The 19992-nt window shown below is 32.9% G+C and carries 17 protein-coding genes and 1 tRNA gene; 11 read left to right on the forward strand and 7 right to left on the reverse strand.

All coding sequences use genetic code 11. The annotated features are described in order from the left end of the window. The first annotated feature begins 96 nt into the window (after nt 1–96). The 4 genes from DFR66_RS12375 to DFR66_RS12390 all read left to right on the forward strand — a co-directional run bounded on the left by DFR66_RS12375 (nt 97) and on the right by DFR66_RS12390 (nt 3605). Nucleotides 97–804 carry a hypothetical protein gene (locus DFR66_RS12375; RefSeq protein WP_146841174.1) on the forward strand — a complete coding sequence of 236 codons (708 nt, stop codon included), beginning with the start codon at nt 97–99 and terminating at the stop codon, nt 802–804. Between the two features lie 247 nt (nt 805–1051). Beyond that, nucleotides 1052–1786: a hypothetical protein gene (locus DFR66_RS12380; RefSeq protein ID WP_114755153.1), complete on the forward strand. Its 735-nt coding sequence runs from the start codon at nt 1052–1054 to the stop codon at nt 1784–1786. Between the two features lie 47 nt (nt 1787–1833). Next, nucleotides 1834–2844, forward strand: coding sequence for a sensor histidine kinase (locus DFR66_RS12385; RefSeq protein ID WP_114755154.1), 1011 nt, complete (start codon nt 1834–1836; stop codon nt 2842–2844). A gap of 2 nt (nt 2845–2846) precedes the next feature. Continuing rightward, complete coding sequence (locus DFR66_RS12390; protein ID WP_114755155.1) at nt 2847–3605, forward strand: LytR/AlgR family response regulator transcription factor; 759 nt, start codon at nt 2847–2849, stop codon at nt 3603–3605. A 104-nt stretch (nt 3606–3709) separates the two neighbouring features. Here DFR66_RS12390 and DFR66_RS12395 read toward each other — a convergent pair. Continuing rightward, a tRNA-Leu gene (locus tag DFR66_RS12395) sits at nt 3710–3791 on the reverse strand. Nucleotides 3792–3901: 110 nt separating this feature from the next. Between DFR66_RS12395 and DFR66_RS12400 the strand changes: the two genes are divergently transcribed. The 4 genes from DFR66_RS12400 to DFR66_RS14050 all read left to right on the forward strand — a co-directional run bounded on the left by DFR66_RS12400 (nt 3902) and on the right by DFR66_RS14050 (nt 8277). Then, on the forward strand, nt 3902–5290 hold the full coding sequence (locus DFR66_RS12400) for a dipeptidase (protein WP_114755156.1): 1389 nt from the start codon (nt 3902–3904) through the stop codon (nt 5288–5290). Nucleotides 5291–5878: 588 nt separating this feature from the next. After that, nucleotides 5879–6304, forward strand: a complete 426-nt coding sequence (locus DFR66_RS12405) for a hypothetical protein (RefSeq protein WP_114755157.1) — start codon at nt 5879–5881, stop codon at nt 6302–6304. A 9-nt stretch (nt 6305–6313) separates the two neighbouring features. Continuing rightward, on the forward strand, nt 6314–6688 hold the full coding sequence (locus DFR66_RS12410) for a BlaI/MecI/CopY family transcriptional regulator (RefSeq protein ID WP_114755158.1): 375 nt from the start codon (nt 6314–6316) through the stop codon (nt 6686–6688). After that, nucleotides 6685–8277, forward strand: coding sequence for an energy transducer TonB (locus tag DFR66_RS14050; protein ID WP_242008678.1), 1593 nt, complete (start codon nt 6685–6687; stop codon nt 8275–8277). Before DFR66_RS12410 ends, DFR66_RS14050 begins: the two co-directional genes overlap by 4 nt. A 180-nt stretch (nt 8278–8457) precedes the next feature. Here the strand turns inward: DFR66_RS14050 and DFR66_RS12420 are convergent, their stop codons facing one another. Further along, complete coding sequence (locus tag DFR66_RS12420; RefSeq protein WP_114755159.1) at nt 8458–9732, reverse strand: hypothetical protein; 1275 nt, start codon at nt 9730–9732, stop codon at nt 8458–8460. A gap of 546 nt (nt 9733–10278) precedes the next feature. Continuing rightward, nucleotides 10279–11649, reverse strand: a complete 1371-nt coding sequence (locus tag DFR66_RS12425) for a saccharopine dehydrogenase family protein (protein ID WP_114755160.1) — start codon at nt 11647–11649, stop codon at nt 10279–10281. 182 nt (nt 11650–11831) lie between these two features. On the opposite strand from DFR66_RS12425, the gene DFR66_RS12430 reads away from it, so the two are divergent. The 3 genes from DFR66_RS12430 to DFR66_RS12440 all read left to right on the forward strand — a co-directional run bounded on the left by DFR66_RS12430 (nt 11832) and on the right by DFR66_RS12440 (nt 15165). Continuing rightward, complete coding sequence (locus DFR66_RS12430) at nt 11832–12224, forward strand: DUF423 domain-containing protein (protein WP_114755161.1); 393 nt, start codon at nt 11832–11834, stop codon at nt 12222–12224. Between the two features lie 73 nt (nt 12225–12297). Continuing rightward, nucleotides 12298–13899, forward strand: coding sequence for a phosphoenolpyruvate carboxykinase (ATP) (gene pckA, locus DFR66_RS12435; RefSeq protein WP_114755162.1), 1602 nt, complete (start codon nt 12298–12300; stop codon nt 13897–13899). A gap of 165 nt (nt 13900–14064) precedes the next feature. Then, complete coding sequence (locus DFR66_RS12440) at nt 14065–15165, forward strand: DUF4407 domain-containing protein (protein WP_114755163.1); 1101 nt, start codon at nt 14065–14067, stop codon at nt 15163–15165. Between the two features lie 76 nt (nt 15166–15241). Here the strand turns inward: DFR66_RS12440 and DFR66_RS12445 are convergent, their stop codons facing one another. The 4 genes from DFR66_RS12445 to DFR66_RS12460 all read right to left on the reverse strand — a co-directional run bounded on the left by DFR66_RS12445 (nt 15242) and on the right by DFR66_RS12460 (nt 19900). After that, nucleotides 15242–15952, reverse strand: a complete 711-nt coding sequence (locus tag DFR66_RS12445; protein ID WP_114755164.1) for a PH domain-containing protein — start codon at nt 15950–15952, stop codon at nt 15242–15244. Nucleotides 15953–16210: 258 nt separating this feature from the next. Next, complete coding sequence (locus DFR66_RS12450) at nt 16211–17302, reverse strand: response regulator (protein ID WP_114755165.1); 1092 nt, start codon at nt 17300–17302, stop codon at nt 16211–16213. 293 nt (nt 17303–17595) lie between these two features. Next, complete coding sequence (locus tag DFR66_RS12455; protein WP_114755166.1) at nt 17596–18303, reverse strand: LytR/AlgR family response regulator transcription factor; 708 nt, start codon at nt 18301–18303, stop codon at nt 17596–17598. Between the two features lie 415 nt (nt 18304–18718). Next, nucleotides 18719–19900: a glycosyltransferase gene (locus tag DFR66_RS12460; protein WP_114755167.1), complete on the reverse strand. Its 1182-nt coding sequence runs from the start codon at nt 19898–19900 to the stop codon at nt 18719–18721. Between the last annotated feature and the right edge of the window lie 92 nt (nt 19901–19992).

A 19992-nucleotide genomic window follows, 5' to 3' on the forward strand; every position in this document is an offset into this window, starting at 1 on the left:
CAGCATTAACATTGGTTCAATATATCAACAAATTCATATTTGACAGACCAATCAATAATATCAAAATTCAAATAAACTAATTTCACCCAACGGGTTATGAAAAAAATAATTTTAATTAGTTTTTGTATGGGATATTGCATTTCTATGTTATCTCAAACTTTTGGTGGAACTGACCAAACAATAATACCTATCTATAACAACTTAAGTAATATTGAAGGAAATAAAAAGTATACCCAAGATTTCTATAAAGACGTTGAAGGTAACCCGTATATTTTTAAAAACTTTGTACTTTCTGAAATTGTAGGTATAAAAACAAAAATGATGCTAAGGTATAATGCTTATGATGATGTTATTGAGGTTCAAAAGGCGCCAAATGAAATTTATACTATTTCAAAAGACCCGCTTTACAATACTTTTCTAATGAACAATAATCAATTTAAACTTAGATTAGTAAACTTGGAGAACAATTCAAGCGAACCGTCCTACTTGTATTTATTTGAATTACTAAATAAAAATAATTTGAGTTTATTGCGTAGAGATAAAATTGACTTCATAGAAGGACGAATACCACGAACTTCTTTTGAATTAGGCAACAAACCGAAATTTACATCAGTAAAGTACAGTTATTATTTAGAAACAAAAGATAAAAAAATAGTAGCATTCCCAGAGTCAAAAGCAAAGCTACTGCTTATGTATCCACAACAAGAAAGTGAAATAACAAAGTTTATTAAAGCTAATAGCATTTCATTATCAAGAGAAAAAGATTTAATTACTCTGACAAATTTCCTAAGTACTATTCAATAACAAAAAGAGCTTCTCGATTGAGAAGCTTTTTTTTGAACTGTACTTAACTATAACTCACTAACGCAACCTCAGCATGCATTGGCAAAAGCACCTCAGCTTTTTAATTTGAAAATCATTTTTACTTTTAGGATTCATTTCAAATTTCCCCTATTTCAAGTTCATTTTCCCCTAATTGAGATTTAATCCGTTTTAAGGCAATCGCATAGCTACTACTTTAGCAGCATAGAAATCCTTAAAACAACATATCATGAACACAACCGATGCAAAACTGAAATTTTTAACACGTTACTCAACTTTTTTAACCTTACTAATGCTTTGCTTTTTTTTATTCTCCTTTAACAAACTAAAGGAGATTGAAAATTTTGAAGAAATCAACGTAAAAAGAATCAATATTATCGAAAACGATGGCACTCTAAGAATGGTTCTTAGCAATAAGGAATTACAACATTCAGGCAGAATGGATGGCAAAGATTGGGAAAAACGAGAAAGACCATCAGGACTTATTTTCTTTAACGATCAAGGCGATGAATGTGGTGGACTTATTTATCAAACAAAGCAAACAAAGAACGGTTTGATTTCTGGAATGTCAATTACGATGGATCGATACAAGGACGATCAAGTTTTACAATTATCCAATCAAGAGTCCATTATTAATGGCAAAATCATGTCGCAACGTGGCATCAACATCAATGATTATCCAGCAGAAAGTAACATTACGACAAGAATGGAACTATTTGCCCAAGCTGAAAAAATTACCGACCCTGAAGCACGCAAAAAAAAGATCAATGAAATATATGAGCTACATGGTGAACGCAATCTATTGTTCTTAGGCAAAACCAGAGGAAACTCGCAAGGTTTGTTTTTAAATGACGCTACAGGAAGGCCCAAACTAATGATTTATGTAGACGAAAAAGGCAATCCTAAAATACAAACATTCAACACAAAAGGCGAAATAAAAAATGTGATTGCCGAAGATTTGTAAACTGATACTCCTTACAAGGTTTTATTATATTTGTAAAAACAGCAGGAATGAAAACAAAAAGTAGCCTAAAAAATATTTTCTTCACAATACTAGTGGTAATTGGTGTCAACACTACACAGATTTACACGTTGTACCAAACACGTAAGTTTGGTTCCATTAATTTTTTTGCAATCGAAGATCATGTTTTTGGGCTCTTTACTTGTTTGTTGGCCTTGATTAGCTCCTACTTATCATGGCAAATCATCTCTAAAAAGCAGTTCAAAAATACCCAAAGAATCACACTTTCTTTTGTACTCTCCTTGTTAGTATTTGCTGTTTTTACCAGTATATTTTTTATTTGTTACCGCTATTTAGTACACGGATTAAGTACCTCAACGTGGCTTTTGATTGGTAATATTGCTTTCGGAATCACTACTTATCATTTATACACCTGCGGGTTTACGCTTATTTACCTTTATTTTAATGATTCTAAAAAATTGGAAATCGACATAGCACGATTAGAGCGAGAAAAGGAAATTTTTAAATCTAAAATGCTACAAAAAAACCTTGAACCGCATTTTCTATTCAACAATTTAAGCGTGCTGTCGAATTTAAGTCATAAAAACCCCGAAGATTTAGAAAACTTTATCGACGATTTTTCAGGAGTGTACCGCTATTTTTTAGACCATTACGAACAGGAAATTGTACCACTATCTGAAGAGCTTGAATTTACAAAACGATACCGTAATCTAATCGAAAAAAGATTCAACAACGCTTATAAAGTTGTTACAAATATCAATGACACAACCGGATTTATATTGCCTTGTACTTTGCAATTAGGAATTGAAAATGCCATAAAACACAACAAGGCAAGTGAAGAAAATCCTCTTATTATTGAATTGTACCGAAATGAAAACACGATATTCATAAAAAACAAATTGAATACAATACAACAACTAAACAGCTCTAAACTAGGAAACCAATACCTAAAAAAACACTACAAACTCATGTTTAACTTGGATGTCATTTTCACAAAAACAGAAAATGAGTATTGTGTAGCAATTCCGCTAATTTACTAAATATGAAATGCATAATCATTGAAGATGAAAATCATAATGCTGAAATCATTAGAAATCACATTCATAAATTTGACCCAAACATTACTATACTTGCTCAAATTAAAAGCAATGAAGAGTTGCGCAATTGGGCCACAAAAAAGGAAACTGTAGATGTAGTTTTTTCAGATATCGAGCTATTAGATGGAACGGTTTTTTTATCGTTAAAAGATAATATGATCAGCGCTCCAATTATTTTTACGACAGCCTATAATACTTTTTATCAGGAAGCTTTTGACACAAATGGTATTGGATATTTACTAAAACCTATTAGTTACAATCGCTTTAACGAAGCCATGCAAAAATTCCTCAACCTAAAAAAGAAAGAGGAAAATACCATTAACTGGCATGAGATGGCGCTATCACTACTACAACGTGAAGAGAAAAAATACAAAGAGCGAATTATAATTAAAAATAATGAAGGAATGGCTATGCTGAACACATATGAAATCGCAGCCATAGTAGCAGAATCAGGCAAATGTGTTGCAATTGACACCTCAGGAAAAGAACATGCCTTTAAGGATACTTTAAGCGAATTGATACAAGAACTCAATCCAAAAGTATTTTTTCAAATCAACCGTGGCGAGATTATTAATATCAATTGTATTTTAAAAATTGAAAATTACTTTAATGACCGTTTATCAATTCAGTTAAAAAACTATAAAAAACGTTTCATTACAAGCACCTCATCAACAGCTGAATTCAGACGCTGGATCAATCAATAAATTCCCCAAAAAAAGCTTCTCGATTTGAGAAGCTTTTTTATTGGTTTGTATAAAGTAAAATCAAAAAGCATAAAAAAAGCCCAAACTTTCGTTTGGGCTTTTCGTGCGGATAATAGGACTCGAACCTACACGCCTTGCGGCACCAGATCCTAAGTCTGGCATGTCTACCAATTTCACCATATCCGCGGTTTATTGTGGGTGCAAAGATACACTTAACTTCCAATTTTCAAAACAATTTTGATAAAAAATAATCATACTCTTTTTTGTACTTTTGAAATATAAACAAAATTCAAATAATGGAAAATATTAAAGCATACGTTCAAGAACACAAAGACCGCTTTATCAACGAGTTAATCGAATTATTGAAAATCCCATCCGTAAGTGCTGACACCGCATACTCTCACGATGTTTTTGAAACAGCGGATGCCGTAAAAGCCAGTTTAGAAAAAGCAGGCTGTGATTTTGTTGAAATTTGTGATACTCCAGGCTACCCAATCGTATATGGCGAAAAAATCATTGACCCAAATTTACCTACTGTTTTAGTATACGGTCATTATGATGTGCAACCACCCGACCCAATGGAGCTATGGACTTCTCCACCCTTTGAACCCGTAATCAAGAAAACCGAAATCCATCCCGAAGGCGCCATTTTTGCCCGAGGATCTTGTGATGACAAAGGCCAAATGTACATGCACGTAAAAGCATTAGAATATATGGTTCAATCCAATACGTTACCCTGTAATGTCAAGTTCATGATTGAAGGCGAAGAGGAAATTGGATCCAAAAGTTTGAGTTGGTTCGTAGAACGCAATCAGGAAAAACTTAAGAATGATGTGATTTTAATTTCAGATACGGGAATGATTTCTAATCAGCAGCCGTCAATCACAACAGGTTTACGTGGCTTAAGTTATGTAGAAGTAGAAGTTACAGGTCCTAATCGCGACTTGCATTCTGGATTGTACGGAGGTGCTGTTGCTAATCCTATCAATGTGTTGTCTAAAATGATTGCTTCGCTTCATGATGAAAACAACCACATTACCATTCCTGGTTTCTATGACAATGTTGAAGAATTATCCCTGGAAGAAAGAGCTGAAATGGCCAAAGCGCCTTTTAGCTTAGAAAAATACAAAAATGCCTTGCAACTTAACGATGTGTACGGCGAAAAAGGCTATGTAACCAACGAAAGAAACTCCATCCGTCCTACGCTAGATGTAAACGGAATTTGGGGCGGCTACACCGGCGAAGGAGCCAAAACGGTAATTGCCAGTAAAGCTTACGCCAAAATTTCCATGCGTTTGGTACCTAATCAAGACTGGGAACAAATCACGGAATTATTCACCAAACATTTCAACAGCATTGCTCCTGCAGGCGTAACCGTTTTGGTAAAACCGCATCACGGCGGGCAAGGCTACGTAACCCCTATAGACAGCATTGGCTACAAAGCCGCAAACATGGCGTACACGGAAACCTTTGGCGTTCCTGCAATTCCGGTGCGTTCCGGAGGAAGTATTCCTATCGTTGCCTTATTCGAAAAAGAACTGAAAAGCAAGACTATCCTAATGGGATTTGGTTTGGACAGCGATGCCATTCACTCGCCAAACGAACACTTCGGTATTTTCAACTACCTAAAAGGAATCGAAACTATTCCGTTGTTTTACAAATATTTCGTGGAGTTGTCTAAATAAATTCCTTTCATCAAACACTATATCCGCTCTCCACAGGGCGGATTTTTTTTTGGGCGTTTCCTCGTTGCATAAAATCCTTCTTAAACAACACAATTCGTCAAGCAACAAGGTCAGGCTGTGCGTTCTCAATCTTTTTAGCCACCAAAAAAAGGCACCTAAAAAGGATTTCCACTTCCATCCTTAACGCAAACCCTCGGTGATTTTCTAAAGCATCCTATCAAGAAAATCTGCGAATTTGCGGTAATTTTTCATACCGTCAATCCAGGAAAAAATTTGCGAATCTGCGGTGCTCACTTTTACACCATCAATCCAGCAAAACAAACCCATGAAAAATTTGCGAATCTGCGGTGGTCACTTTTACACCAGCAATCCAGCAAAACAATCCATGAAAAATCTGCGAATCTGCGGTAAATTTTTTATACCACAACCAATCCAATAAAAAATCTGTGAATCTGTGGCAAACCTTCCACCGCCAACTACATCAACTCATTACCAGTAAATTAACTAACCAATAATTATTTTTTCTCTAAAACTTGTTTGTTTCATTTTTTATTCTACATTTGTAGAGCAATTTTTTAATCTGTAGAAATGAAAACGCAAAATCAGTACACAATAATCATCATTCTTTTGTGTATAAGTCTCACTAGCTGTAAAATTAATCAAACCAAAAACGGATTAAAAACAGGTAAATGGATACAAACAGAAAAATTCATGAACATCGAATCCAGCGCAACAGGAAGATACAAAAAAGGAGATAAAACAGGAACTTGGAAAGAGTTCGTTAGTGATAGATTAACTTCTAAAGAAAAGTACAAAAAAAACAGTTGCCACATTATCAAATATCACAATACAGGCAAAATCCAACAAATAGGAGTTTCCAATAAAGCCATTATAAATTCAAAAACTGAATGGCTACCCACAGGAAAATGGATATTTTATGACTCCGAAGGCGTTTTACTAGGAACCAAAATCTACGAAAAAGGAATACCCATTGAAGAAATGTACACCAAATAAAAAAATAACATGCAACAACTAACGAACGCCGAAGAACAAGTAATGGAACACCTTTGGAAACTCGAGAAAGCCTTCATGAAAGACTTGCTTGAAGCCTACCCAAAACCAAAACCTGCAACCACAACCATTGCTACTTTATTGAAAAGAATGATTGATAAACAATTTGTAGCATACACTGAATTTGGGAACTCTCGGGAATATTATCCTTTGGTCAAGAAAACCGATTATTTCTCGAAACACGTCAACGGATTGATTAGTAATTTCTTCAACAATTCGGCATCACAATTTGCCTCTTTCTTTACCACAGAAACTAATTTGTCTCAAACGGAACTGGAAGATCTCAAGAAAATAATAGACAGTGAAATTCTAAAAAAGAAAAAATGAGCGACTTTCTAATCAAATCGACAATTACTTTATTGGTGCTATTGGCGGTGTATTATTTGTTTTTGGAAAAAGAAAAAATACACGTTTTCAATAGGTTTTACTTGTTGTTAAGCCTTGTTTTTTCAATGGTAATTCCATTTATAACTATTGAAGTGATTCAAGAAATAGCAAAACCTAGACTCAATCCAGGAAATATCCAGATACTGCAAGGAAGCGCTGTAATACTGGAGGAAACTAACTATCTGGCAATAGGATTATGGAGTTTGTACGCTGTAGTAACACTCGTTTTGGCGGTACGTTTTATCAGCAATATCATTAAGATTTCGTCTAAAATGAAATCGAATACACCAATTGAATATAAGAATGCCAAATTGATTTTGGTTCCCGAAAAAACGTTGCCACACACTTTCCTGAATACGATTTTCATTAACGAAACGGAATACAACAACCGTCAAATTGAAGCTGAATTGTACACACACGAGCTCACGCATGTAACCCAAAAACACACTTTGGATATTTTATTCATCGAATTATTGAAAACCGTTTTTTGGTTCAACCCTATTTTTATTTTTTACAAAAAAGCCATACAACTCAACCACGAATTTCTTGCTGATGAGAAAGTAGTGACCTCTTATAACAATGTTCCGTTCTACCAATCTTTATTACTATCGAAAGCTAACGAGAACCAAACTTTTTACTTGGCCAGTAATTTGAATTATTTAATAACTAAAAAACGATTACTTATGATGACAAAAACCACATCAAAAAACATTTCAATACTGAAGAAAATGGCAATTGCTCCAGTACTTGCAATACTATTATTTTCTTTATGTACAGAAACGGTTGCACGAGAAAAGAACACTACTATCGTACAACAGCAACCTATTTTAAATAAGAAAATTGCAACAGCCAAAAGTGAATTGCAACAAATTGAAAAGTCAGAAAACCAAATTGACACTATAAAAAGAAAAAAACTAGAGGTAGTAAAAATTAAGAACGAGGAGTATACCAAAATTGGTAGTCTTTATTTTAATGACAAAGGATCTGTAGACATTAACGGTAACCCTGCCGCTAACGGCTATATTAACATCAACAATGATGTTCATTTTTATGTGACCCAAGGCAATGAAAGAGAATACTACGACAGATATGGATATAGAGTAAACAGCCAAGGTGAAAAATTAAATAATGAGACAATTACTGTTTTAGAAAAAGGCTATCAGGCAGAGGCTTCAAAATTGACTGCCAGCGATGAACTGGGAGACGTTTATAATACTGCAGGTATAACTACAAAACCTGATTTTCCGGGAGGAATTGAGGAATTTTACAAATTTGTGGGAACCAATTTTAATATTCCATTAGATGCTGAAAAAAATAATGCTAAAGGAAAAGTCTACGCTACATTTATCGTTGAACTTGATGGCAGACTGACTAATATCAAAATCATAAGAGATATTGGATACGGAACTGGTACAGAGGTGGTCCGTGTTTTAGGTTTATGTCCTAATTGGATTCCCGGAAAACTGAACGGCGTCCCTGTGAGAGTAATGTATAGTTTACCAATAACTATTCAATCTGGAAAGGCGTAATAAAAAACAAAATCCGCTTCTTTTTAGAAGCGGATATGTTAAACTAGCGCTCCTGCGTTTGGCGAGGTTGCGGACTTCAGAAGTACTTATTTTCTTTTAAAAATTTAGTTTCTTGCGAAACGAAAACCAGTTTTATCACAAGTTTAGCAAGTTTGCAAAACGACTATTACCAGCTGTTTTTTATTCTTCCATTATGCTTTCTGCTTCTTCATTTATCGATTCTACTTCCTCAATTATTTCATCATTTTCAGCATTTTGCGCTTCTTCTGTTTCTTTCCTAATTTGCTTTAGTTCAGTTAAAATATCTTCTAAATCTCTTGGTTTTGTTTCCTTATAGATTAATTCCTCTCCAAAAATTTCTTTGTAAGTTTGCTTAAACTCTGCTGTTTTTCTGATTTCATTAAATAATGGCCAATCAAGATAAGCTTCTGCATTTAAATGTTCATTTTTATTACCAATCGATCTCATTATTTCTAATGACTCTGGATAATTTTCTTTTAGAATTTCAATTGCAAGTTTAAATTTGTCATTTGTTGCTGACCAATCGTGTTTATCTATAACTTTTATACAATCTTGTTTCTTATTTGATAAATAATATGCTAATGCTTTATTTATTGTAAAAACACAAACCATTTCTTGAGTATGTTTTTTTAAGGTTTCGGTTGCAAAAGTTAATAAATTAATAGCTAGCTTATAATGCCCATTTATTAACAGTTCGTAACATACTTCATTTAAATGACCATCAGCTTCGTTATTTTCTTCAGGTTTCAATTTGCGCCATATTACATGACCTAATTTTACACCAATTTCAAATAAGGTCATATAACATTTACTAAAATAAGCAGGCTTTGCATCTAATAAATCATCGATTTTTAATTCATCAATACCTTTTACGCCATTTTCTTTACAATTTTCAATGTATTGCCTTGAAATTGCTCCGTTACAATGAACAAAAAGATTTCTTCTTTCTGTTATTTCAATGAAATCACTAAAACTAAGTAAATCTTTTCTTAATGGTATTCCTAGTTTATTTTCTAACCATTTAAATTGTTTAATATGACTTTCTCTTAAAACAGATTCAACTTCTTTTTCTACAACAAATTCTTGCGCTTCTTCAATTGAATTAAATTTAAGTAATTCAGAAAACATAATATTCTTTTCCGAATTATTTAAAAATTCTGGCTTATTTAAAAACATTACTCTTATCAAACCACCTAAATAAGCATCATACTGACTTACAAATGATACAACAAAATTTATAGGTAATAGGCTGTATGCTAAATTTGTTGTATCTACTTTTTCGTTTAGCTTAATAAATTCTTTAATTTTACTTTCAGGAATTTCTAATTGTTTTAGTTCTGTATTTTCTTCATCTTTAATTAGTAAGCCATTATCTTTAATATATTTATCTACATGTTTAGATTCTTGAATTAGTTTAACACCTAATAAACTCATTACAAGAGGAAAAATGTCAGTTTGAGCTTCGATATGTTTTATAAATTTATTAATTTAAGTGCCAAAATTTGGTTTATCAATTTGCTCAATTTCTGGTTCTTCTGCTTTGATAGTATTTTCACTCATTATATATTTTTATTAAGTTATTTATTTTGAAGTTTTAGCGCAAAATAGCAGGTAAATAGTATATAGACTAAACAAACCTTCGCATATACACCAAAATTGGGTAGATTGGCGAAGGTTTGTTTCGCTTTGTGCTTTTCAAATATAATTAAATTTTCTTACAATTCAAAAAAAAAATGCATCCATTGAATGCGTTGCGTGAGGGATGGCAGCGAAAATCCTTTATGTTTTTCTTTAAAACATAAAGATTGCAGCGAACAGCCCGACCCGAAGTTGCGAGGAGGAACGACGAAGCAATTTGCAGGGTCACGCCCACACTTTGGCTAAGCTCAGCATAAATAAAGCATTTTAAAAAACAAATCCGCTTCTAAAAAGGAGCGGATCTATCAAACTAAAAATCTAAAAAAACTACTAACTAACTTACTAACTAAACTCTTTATCCGGATTGTATCCTAAATACGGCATGGATTGCTCCTTGAAAACAACACCGTATTCTTCTAATTCTTTTAAAATAGGCTCATACACTTCTTTACGAATAGGCAATTGCACTCCCGGAGTCGTGATTGTGCCATTTAAGATTAGTAAAGTCGCCATTGCAACAGGTAAACCCACTGTTTTTGCCATGGCAGTAAAGGTTTGATCGTCGCCAATGCAAACCATTTTTGAATCTATTTGTTCTTTTTTGCCATTTAATTTGTATCCAAATTTGTGATACATGACAATCATATCTTTATCATCTTGCTGTAGCGTCCAGCTATCCGTCAATATTTTTTCCAGAATTTGTGCTGGAGTGGCATTTTTTAAACCTACTTTTTTATCACGGTTGAACAAATCGAGTTCCAATAACTTGTCCCACATAATATCATCTTGGTCAATTTTTAGAATCAAACGGGTCTTGATTTCCACAGAATCCGTGGGATGATATGGCAGAAACGAGTTTACAAATTCTCTGTAACTCATGTTTTCTGAGTCCTCCATAACGTAACTGTCATCCGTCATTCCTAATTGCACAAACATATTCCAAGCTTTAGAGAAACCCACTCTACGAATGGTTCCTCTGTATAAAGTAAGCACATTATCTAGACCATACACACTGCGGTATTTTAACGAATCGCGATTTGAATAGCCTTCGAATCGACCATATCCTTCCACTTGTAAGAACTCAGTTCTGCGGAACAAATTACAGTACGGAATGTATTTGTAAGTCCCTTCCTGAATAAACTTAGCAGCGCCACCCTGACCCGCAAGAACTACATTGCGTGGCGCCCAGGTAAATTTGTAATTCCAAAGATTCGTATCCGATTCCGGCGCTACAAGTCCGCCACAAAAAGATTCGAATAAAATCATCTCGCCGCCTTTTTCCTTAATCTCATCAATCACTTTCATGGCACTCATGTGGTCAATGCCAGGATCAAGTCCGATTTCATTCATGAAAATCAGATTATTCTCTTTGGCTGCAGCGTCTAATTCCTGCATGGCGTCACTCACATAGGACGCGGTAACCAAATGCTTTTTGTAAACAATACAATCCTTTGCAACCTCAATATGCAAATGAGCCGGCAACATAGAAATTACAATACTGGCTTTCTGAATGGCTTCTTTTCTTTGAATTTCATCAAAAATATCTAAGGCAATCGCCGTTGCATTAGGATGATTGTTTGTCTTTTTTTGGGCTAATGCCAATGACAAATCACCAATAATAAGATGCAAGTTCTCTTTATCTGATTTACTTAACAGATAATGGATCAAAGATGAAGCTGATCTTCCTGCTCCGATGATTAAAATTGTTTTCATTTTGTATAATTATAACACAAACATACAAAATTGTTGTATTTATAACAAATAGTGTTGAGAAAAAAATTATGTTCGTTATAATTTCTGATTTAGAATAAATCAAATGCTAAAAAAAAGTATCTCACAAAACGCTTTTAATTTAATGTGAGATGAGATACTTTTACAATAAAATTAAAATAAACATGGACAAAAAGATACTTTCAACAGGAGCTATATTAGGAGTGATTGCAATAATTCTTGGTGCTTTTGGCGCACATGCCCTAAAAAAAGTACTGTCTGTTGAACAATTAGTGACTTTTGAAACCGGTGTACGCTACCAAATGTACCACGCGCTATTTTTATTGTTTTTGGGATTACTGAAGGACGTTCCTAAAAAAACAAAAAATGCAATCTATTTTTTAGTTCTTATTGGCGTAATTTTATTCTCTGGGTCTATTTATTTGTTAGCAACTAATGACCTTACCCCATTTGATTTTAAAATTATTGGATTCGTGACTCCTATTGGCGGACTCCTATTAATACTGGGCTGGGGCGTTTTATTACTGAATATTATGAATAAAAAATCACAAAATTAAAAGAATCAAAGGCTAACTGAAATATAATTTCTACTTTTGCAGTCTATAAAAAAGTAACTACAACAATAAATTTATGGACAATAACACGCTTTTCTCGCAATCGATTTCGTTAAAAGAATTAGGAATTGAAAATGCAAAAATTCATTACCAGTTATCCCCTGAAGAATTACACGACATAACAATAAAATTAGGTCAAGGAATTGAAAGCTCAACCGGTGCATTAGCAGTAAATACTGGTGAATATACTGGCCGTTCTCCACAAGACCGATATATAGTAAAAGACAGCATCAGTGAAAATCAAGTTTGGTGGGGAAAAGTAAATATCCCTTTTGAATCAGACGCTTTTGAAGCACTGTACAACAAAGTCACTTCTTATTTATCTAACAAAGAAGTTTATGTAAGAGATTCTTATGTGTGTTCTGACCCAAATTACAGATTAAATGTTCGTGTAATAACAGAAACCCCTTGGGCAAATTTATTTTGTTACAATATGTTTTTGAGACCAGAAACGGAAGAATTAGCAAACTTCGACCCAGAATGGACTCTTTTATGTGTGCCTAGTTTTATGGCTGATCCAGCGGTGGATGGGACAAGACAAAGTAATTTTGCTATTCTTGACTTTACTCGAAAAGTAGTCTTGATAGGCGGTACCGGTTACACAGGTGAAATGAAAAAAGGAATTTTTTCTGCATTGAATTTCATTTTACCAGTTTTCAAAAATACATTACCAATGCACTGTAGTGCTAATGTGGGAACAGACGGTGATACTGCAATTTTCTTTGGATTATCAGGAACAGGAAAAACAACTTTATCAGCAGATCCAAACAGAAAATTAATTGGTGATGATGAACATGGCTGGACAAACGAAAACACAGTTTTTAACTTTGAAGGTGGTTGTTATGCTAAAGTAATAAACCTTACTGAGGAAAATGAACCAGACATTTTTAGAGCTATAAAAAAAGGAGCTATACTTGAAAATGTAATCATCAATAAAGACACAAAAGAAGTAGATTATGAAGATGTCTCTATTACACAAAACACTAGAGTAAGTTATCCTATTTACCATATTGATAATATTCAGCCGGGTTCTATTGGTAAAAATCCAAAAAATATATTTTTCTTAACTGCAGATTCATTCGGGATATTGCCTCCAATTTCTAAACTGACTCCAGGACAAGCTGCATACCATTTTATTTCTGGTTATACAGCAAAAGTAGCAGGTACCGAAGCTGGAATCACAGAGCCTCAGCCTAATTTCTCGGCTTGTTTTGGCGCACCATTTATGCCATTACACCCAACTAAATACGCTGAAATGTTGAGTAAGAAAATGAAAGATGCCAATGTAAAAGTTTGGTTGATCAATACAGGATGGACTGGCGGACCTTACGGAATAGGAAGCCGCATGAAATTAAAATACACACGTGCCATGATTACCGCTGCATTAAACGGAGAATTAGACGACGTAGCGTATGAGAATCACAAAGTATTTGGGATTGCAAAACCGCAAACCTGTCCAGATGTTCCTAGTGAAATATTGAACCCAAGAAACACATGGGAAGACCCAGAACTATACGATAAAAAAGCAATTGAATTAGCTGAAAAATTCAAAGCTAATTTTGCCAAATTTGAAGAATTTGCCAATGCCGAAATTATGGCTGGCGCTCCCTTAGCATAAGTTAATTATAATTCAAAAAAGAAAGAGAGCTGTTCCTTGTGAGCAGCTCTCTTTTATTTGATACAAACCGTAACAAATGCCTTAAATAAATACATATCAATTATTTATACCAAGATTCCTTTTTTGGCGTTAAATTTGTAATCATCAATCAAAAAATCATCAATCATGTTAAAACAATTTTTTATCCTTTGTTCAGGAGCAGACAAAAACTTACTTGAAGGCAGTTCCGAAGGCGAACAAACCAAATATGTAGGTATTGGCGCCACCGTTTTCTTTACTGCTGTCATGGCTTTCCTTGCCAGTTCTTATGCGCTGTATACCGTATTTGATAGTGTATATCCCGCAATTGCATTTGGTATCGTTTGGAGTTTGCTTATTTTTAATCTCGATCGTTTCATAGTTTCCACTATTCGAAAAAGAGACAAAATAGGAAGTGAATTTCTTCAGGCAACTCCCCGAATTATTTTGGCGGTAATCATAGCGATTGTTATTTCGAAACCATTAGAAATTAAAATCTTCGAAAAAGAAATTAATACCGTTTTATTGAAAGAAAAAAATGCCATGGCTTTGAATAACAAAAAAGAAGTGGCTAATTATTTCAAATCGGATTTGGATAAAAACAAAGCAGATATAGAAAAATTAAAGACCGAAATCACAAGCAAGGAGAAAGAAGTCAATACGCTTTATGAAACCTACATCACCGAAGCCGAAGGAACCGCAGGAACAAAAAAATTAGGCAAAGGCCCCGTTTTTAAAGAAAAAATCGCCAAACATGATTTGGCAAAACAAGAACTGGACACCTTACAAAAAAACAACTTGGCTAAAATTGTAGAAATGGAGAAAAATACCAAAACGCTGCAAACCGATTTAGACAAAAAAGTGACCGAAACACAGCCTATTATTGATGGATTTGATGGTTTAATGGCCCGAATTAACGCCTTAGACAAACTGCCGTGGCTACCTTCGTTTTTCATCATGCTCCTGTTTTTAGCTATAGAAACCTCTCCTATTATTGCCAAATTACTTTCTCCAAAAGGCGAATATGATTATAAACTGGAGGATCTTGAAACCGCTTTGAAAGCCACAATAGAACAAGATAAATACCAACGTACTTTGCTCGTAAAAACCAGCGCCACGATGCACGACAAAGTCTACGGAGAAATTGCTGACGATAAAAAACTGTATGATTTACAGCGGAAAAACGCCACTGATTTATTAGAATTACAATCCAATAATTTTGTAGAAAAGCAGAAAAGAACGCTTTAAGTCAAAGGTCGAAAGTCATAAAGTCAAAAGATATTTTACTTCCTTTTGACTTTATGACTTTCTACTTTAAGACTAATTACATATAACTCAAAATTTCTTTTTTGAAAGCATCGTATTCGCCTTGTAAAATCAACCCGTTGTCCAATAATTTTTTATAATTCTGTAATTTCTCAAAAAGTTCGTCTTGAGATAAATCACTTAACGATTTGTCTTTTGGACTTGCTGGAACGTCTTCGAATACTTGATTTTCAGCAATGAAATTAGGTTGTGAAACCGGCATTATCTCAGCAAAACTAATCACTTCTTCCGTTTCCATTTCTTCGACAATCTCCACTTCTTCTGATGCTGAAACCGGAACCTCATCCATCATAGTTGCATTCAATACAGACCCAACTTTCAATATATCCAATTGTTCTTTTGCAAACGTAAAAATCTTTCGCGCTTGAATTTTAGGAATATAATCAATAGAAACTTCCATATTTGTTCTGGTTGTAAAAGAAAACTCTGAACCTAAAATATTTTCTTTCACAAAAGTGCCTTCAATCTCATCCCAAGTGTAATCTATAAAATTCATGGATAGTCCTAGGTTTTTAGGCTGACAAATAACAATTCTTTTATTGGTCAAAACAATACTGTCTGGCAAAACGGTAATTGCTGGTTTTTTCTGAACGGCTATATAACCTATTTCTTCATTTTTCATCAATAAATCACTCAGTTTTGAAGCGATTTTTTCTATAGCTTTTGGGTCTTGTTCTTCGTTTAAAAACTTCTTAAATTGTTCTTTCATATGATATCCTGAATTTATTTCAGTATGTGTTTGTAATTTTTATTCTAACTTTATTCGCAAAAGTAATGCCTAATTTAGTAATTCTGAAATTCCACTCTTCAATTTCTTTGTTAAACTTTTGAAAACCAACTAAAATTCATAAAAAAGAGATTATACAAATTGCATAATCTCTTAGTTTGGTAATTTTAAAAATAGTTTAATTTATAATAAACTGGGATTGCAACATGTTGATTGCAATTAATAACTTTAGTTGTTAATTTAAGCGAGCTTAAGCAATTTAACACATACCCTATCATTCCACTTATCATCTCCAAAAAAACATTTTGTTCTGTTTGATATTTCCTCTTCAAATTTATTTTCCAACAAAAATTTATTTTTAAAAATATCTTTAACTATGTCATTATCAAAAACTTCGATAAACCTATTCTTTTCCTTACTGTGCTTTTCTGAAAATTTCTTGTAGAAACCGTTTATTTTTTTATTTACAAAGTGCTTTATTGGAAATCCCCAAAAAGTAGAATTTGATGAACCAACTTCTAAACCTACAACATTTTTATAATTAGATGTGGATATAATATTGACCAATTCTTTGAAGGTATCAAAATTAACAGAAAGATCTTCGTTTAAAAAACCTATAAACTCAAACTGATGCTCTTTCTCTAAATGTAACATGCCTAATCTTATCGCTTCTGTTTTATGAACAACGTGATCAAAATTCAGAACGCTAATCCTTTTGCCTTTGCAAAATTTATTTAAAATCTTTGTAGGCATTTCTTCATAGCTATAATTAACAAAACATAAATGATAGTTAAGATTGGTGTTTACAAATTTTATAAATTCCTCGCTCAGCATGGTTTCTAAACTATAATAACAAGGGATTATTACTCCCACACAAGATTCATGAATGTAGCGCTCTTTTTTAGTATTTTTTTTATCAGTATCAACTTTTCCAATTAGGTTTTCTACTCGCATACTTATTATATCGAGACGTACCGGCTTAATTACATAATCAGCAGCACCTAATGACAAAGCTTGAGAAATGACATCTAATTGCCTATTACCAGACAAGACCATTACTGGAGTCGTTTCTTTCTTTAAAACTCGTATATGTTTGATAATCTCTAAACCTGATTTCTTTTTTATATAATCCAAGCTTTTAAATTCAAAACTTGAATTTGCAACTACAGGCATATCAACATCTGTAATAACTAAATCAGGTTGAAATTCATCATACATGGCTATTCCATCAGCCATGTTATTCGCCTTTTTGACAAGGTATCCTAAATCTATAAGATATTTTTCCAGAGTTAATAAAACTAATTCTTGATCGTCTATAATAAGTATTTTCATAGCTATTGTTCTTTATTTTTATCATTACAAAAATATAGATACAATATTATATCGTTTTATTTTTAAGTTAGAGTGGCAGAAAGTATCGATGAAATTATTTAAAATTTCGATATTCTGTAGATTCATTATTCAAAAAAAAGGGTAAAATATCTGAAAATGAATCAAATAGAATTAAAAATAATATTTTACAACTACTTAATACAATTGTAGATTAAGTAGCTGTAATTATGTTGAATGGAGAAAAAAATTTAATTTAGGAATTAACACCAACCTTGTTTTTTGACTATTTATTATTACAACAAGTTTAATCTTTTCATTAATTCAGGTCTATTAGCGCGACTTACGGGAATTACATCTTTAGCAATCAAGACACTATTGTCTTCAATATCAATAATTTTTTTAGTATTGATAATAAAAGAGCGATGTACTTTTAAAAATAAATCTTTAGGTAATTTATCTTCTATCTTCTTTAGGCTAGAATGGACCACATAATTTTTACTTTCTGTTTTAATATGAATATAATCGCCCTTAGCCTCCACAATATTTACAGATGCCATTTCTATTTTTATCAATCTTCGGTCGATATTGACATAAAACTCGTTTACATTATCTTTTTCTACTACTTTAGTTTCTATTGGTTTGGCAGAAGTTTTAGAGAAATTTGCTTTTTGAATTGCTTTTCGAAAGCGTTCTTCGGAGATGGGTTTTACTAAATAATCTACAATACACTCGTACTCATAAGCATCAATAGCAAAATTACTATCTGAGGTAACTAAAATTACTCTTGGTGGATTTTTTATGCTTTGAATAAAATCAAACCCAGTAAAATCAGGCATATGAATATCTAAAAAAATCAAATCTACCTCAAAATTATTCAAGAATTTAATTGCTTGAATGGCATTTGGAAATTCCTGAATTAGCTTGAGTTCAGGGTGCCTGCTCACCATTTCGGTCATAATCGATCTTGCCAGTTCTTCGTCATCAATAATAATGCAATTCATAAAGTAAGTGGTTATAGTAAATCTAAAACATCTTGCATGGATTTCAAAATAATTTCAAATTCAAGTTTGTGTATTGTAGTTCTTTAATTAAGTTATATTCTTATTCGTTAGCTCTATTTAAACTTTTTTCTAAACCAAGTATAGACATACTATGTTTTAGCTTGTGTGAATATTGTTAAGCATATAAAAATGTCGAATTTTCATATGCTGCAAGTATCTTTGTATGCTTCTGAAAGTTCTTTTTTAAGAATTTCAACTACTTGTATTATAAATGTCTTTATAAAATTAGACAAATGCTTGAATTTTGTCTTTAAAATGTATTTGTTAAACTTAATTGAACTTAATGCTAATAAAAGTTGAAAGGAGGATATGTTAAATACCTAACATTCTTTAAAATATAAATATTTGCATTGTCCTATCTATAATGAATCGCTATTTGGCCTATTTGAAAAACAATTTTCAAAGAATCTTTGAAGGATAACTTAGAACCATCAGCATGAATCCATCTTTTTAGAGGTTGCTCACAAACAATTTTTTTAGTTTCTTCATCTCCATACACCTTTTTCATGCGCATAAAAATCTCAACATCAAACAACCATTTCGTCAAAAATTTTGTTTGAAAAGTCTTATCAATCACATCTTTACTCATGATTTTAGCGCCACATTGTGTGTCATTAAACTCCATTCCAATAGTTTTACGAATGATTAAATTAATAATCTTGCTGATGATAGCACGAGCTGATTCTTTAGTGATATCAGCACCCATACGAGCCATCCTCGAGCCGCTTACTAATTTATAATTTGAAGTAGAAATAACCTTTACTAAATCATGAAAATCTTCAAAATCAGTAGACAAATCAGCATCTAAAAAACCAATGTAATCAAACTGATCTTGCTTTGCTAGATGCAACATCCCTAAACGAACTGCCTCTGCCTTACCTCCATTTTTCTCGCAATTATATATACTAATATGATCTTCATGACCTGCTCTTAACTTTTCTAAAACCTCGAGTGTTTTGTCTTTACTACCATCATTTACAAAACACAAATGATATCCTAAATTAGAATTAATGAACGCTTTAAAATCATCCCCCAGCAATCGTAATTCTTCATTATAGCAAGGTATTACTACACCAATGCAATTGGTTTGAATAATTTGGTTTTTCTTGGTTTCCTTCGCTGGCATTTTTCCATTACCAATTAAACGTTTCACACGAGCACCAATTTCACTCAAGCTTACTGGTTTTTTCATGTAATCATCAACGCCTAAATCAAATCCCTTCACGATGATATCTTCGTTTGTATTTCCAGATAAAATCATTACCGGAGTAGTGTGCTCTCTTATAATTTTTATGTGCTTTGCAATTTCAAGTCCATTGTAATCTTCTTCAATTTCAGCATTTAAACCAGTCACTACTGTTTCATTAGAAAAAGGCATATTTATATCCGCAATAACCAAATCGGGTTGATAGAGATCATACTTCTCTATTCCATCAGAAATTGTATTTGCTGAAAGCACTTCGTACCCTAAATCGAGTAGGCTTTTTTCTAGAGAAAGGATCACTAACTCTTGGTCATCGATAATTAATATTTTCATAATTATAACTTATGGGATTTGGTTATAGTAAATATATGATTTATGATTTAATAACACAATAAAATCGTAATGCAGAATACACTTATTCACTA

The sequence above is a fragment of the Flavobacterium glaciei genome, from assembly GCF_003350545.1.
GTDB classification, from domain to species: domain Bacteria; phylum Bacteroidota; class Bacteroidia; order Flavobacteriales; family Flavobacteriaceae; genus Flavobacterium; species Flavobacterium glaciei.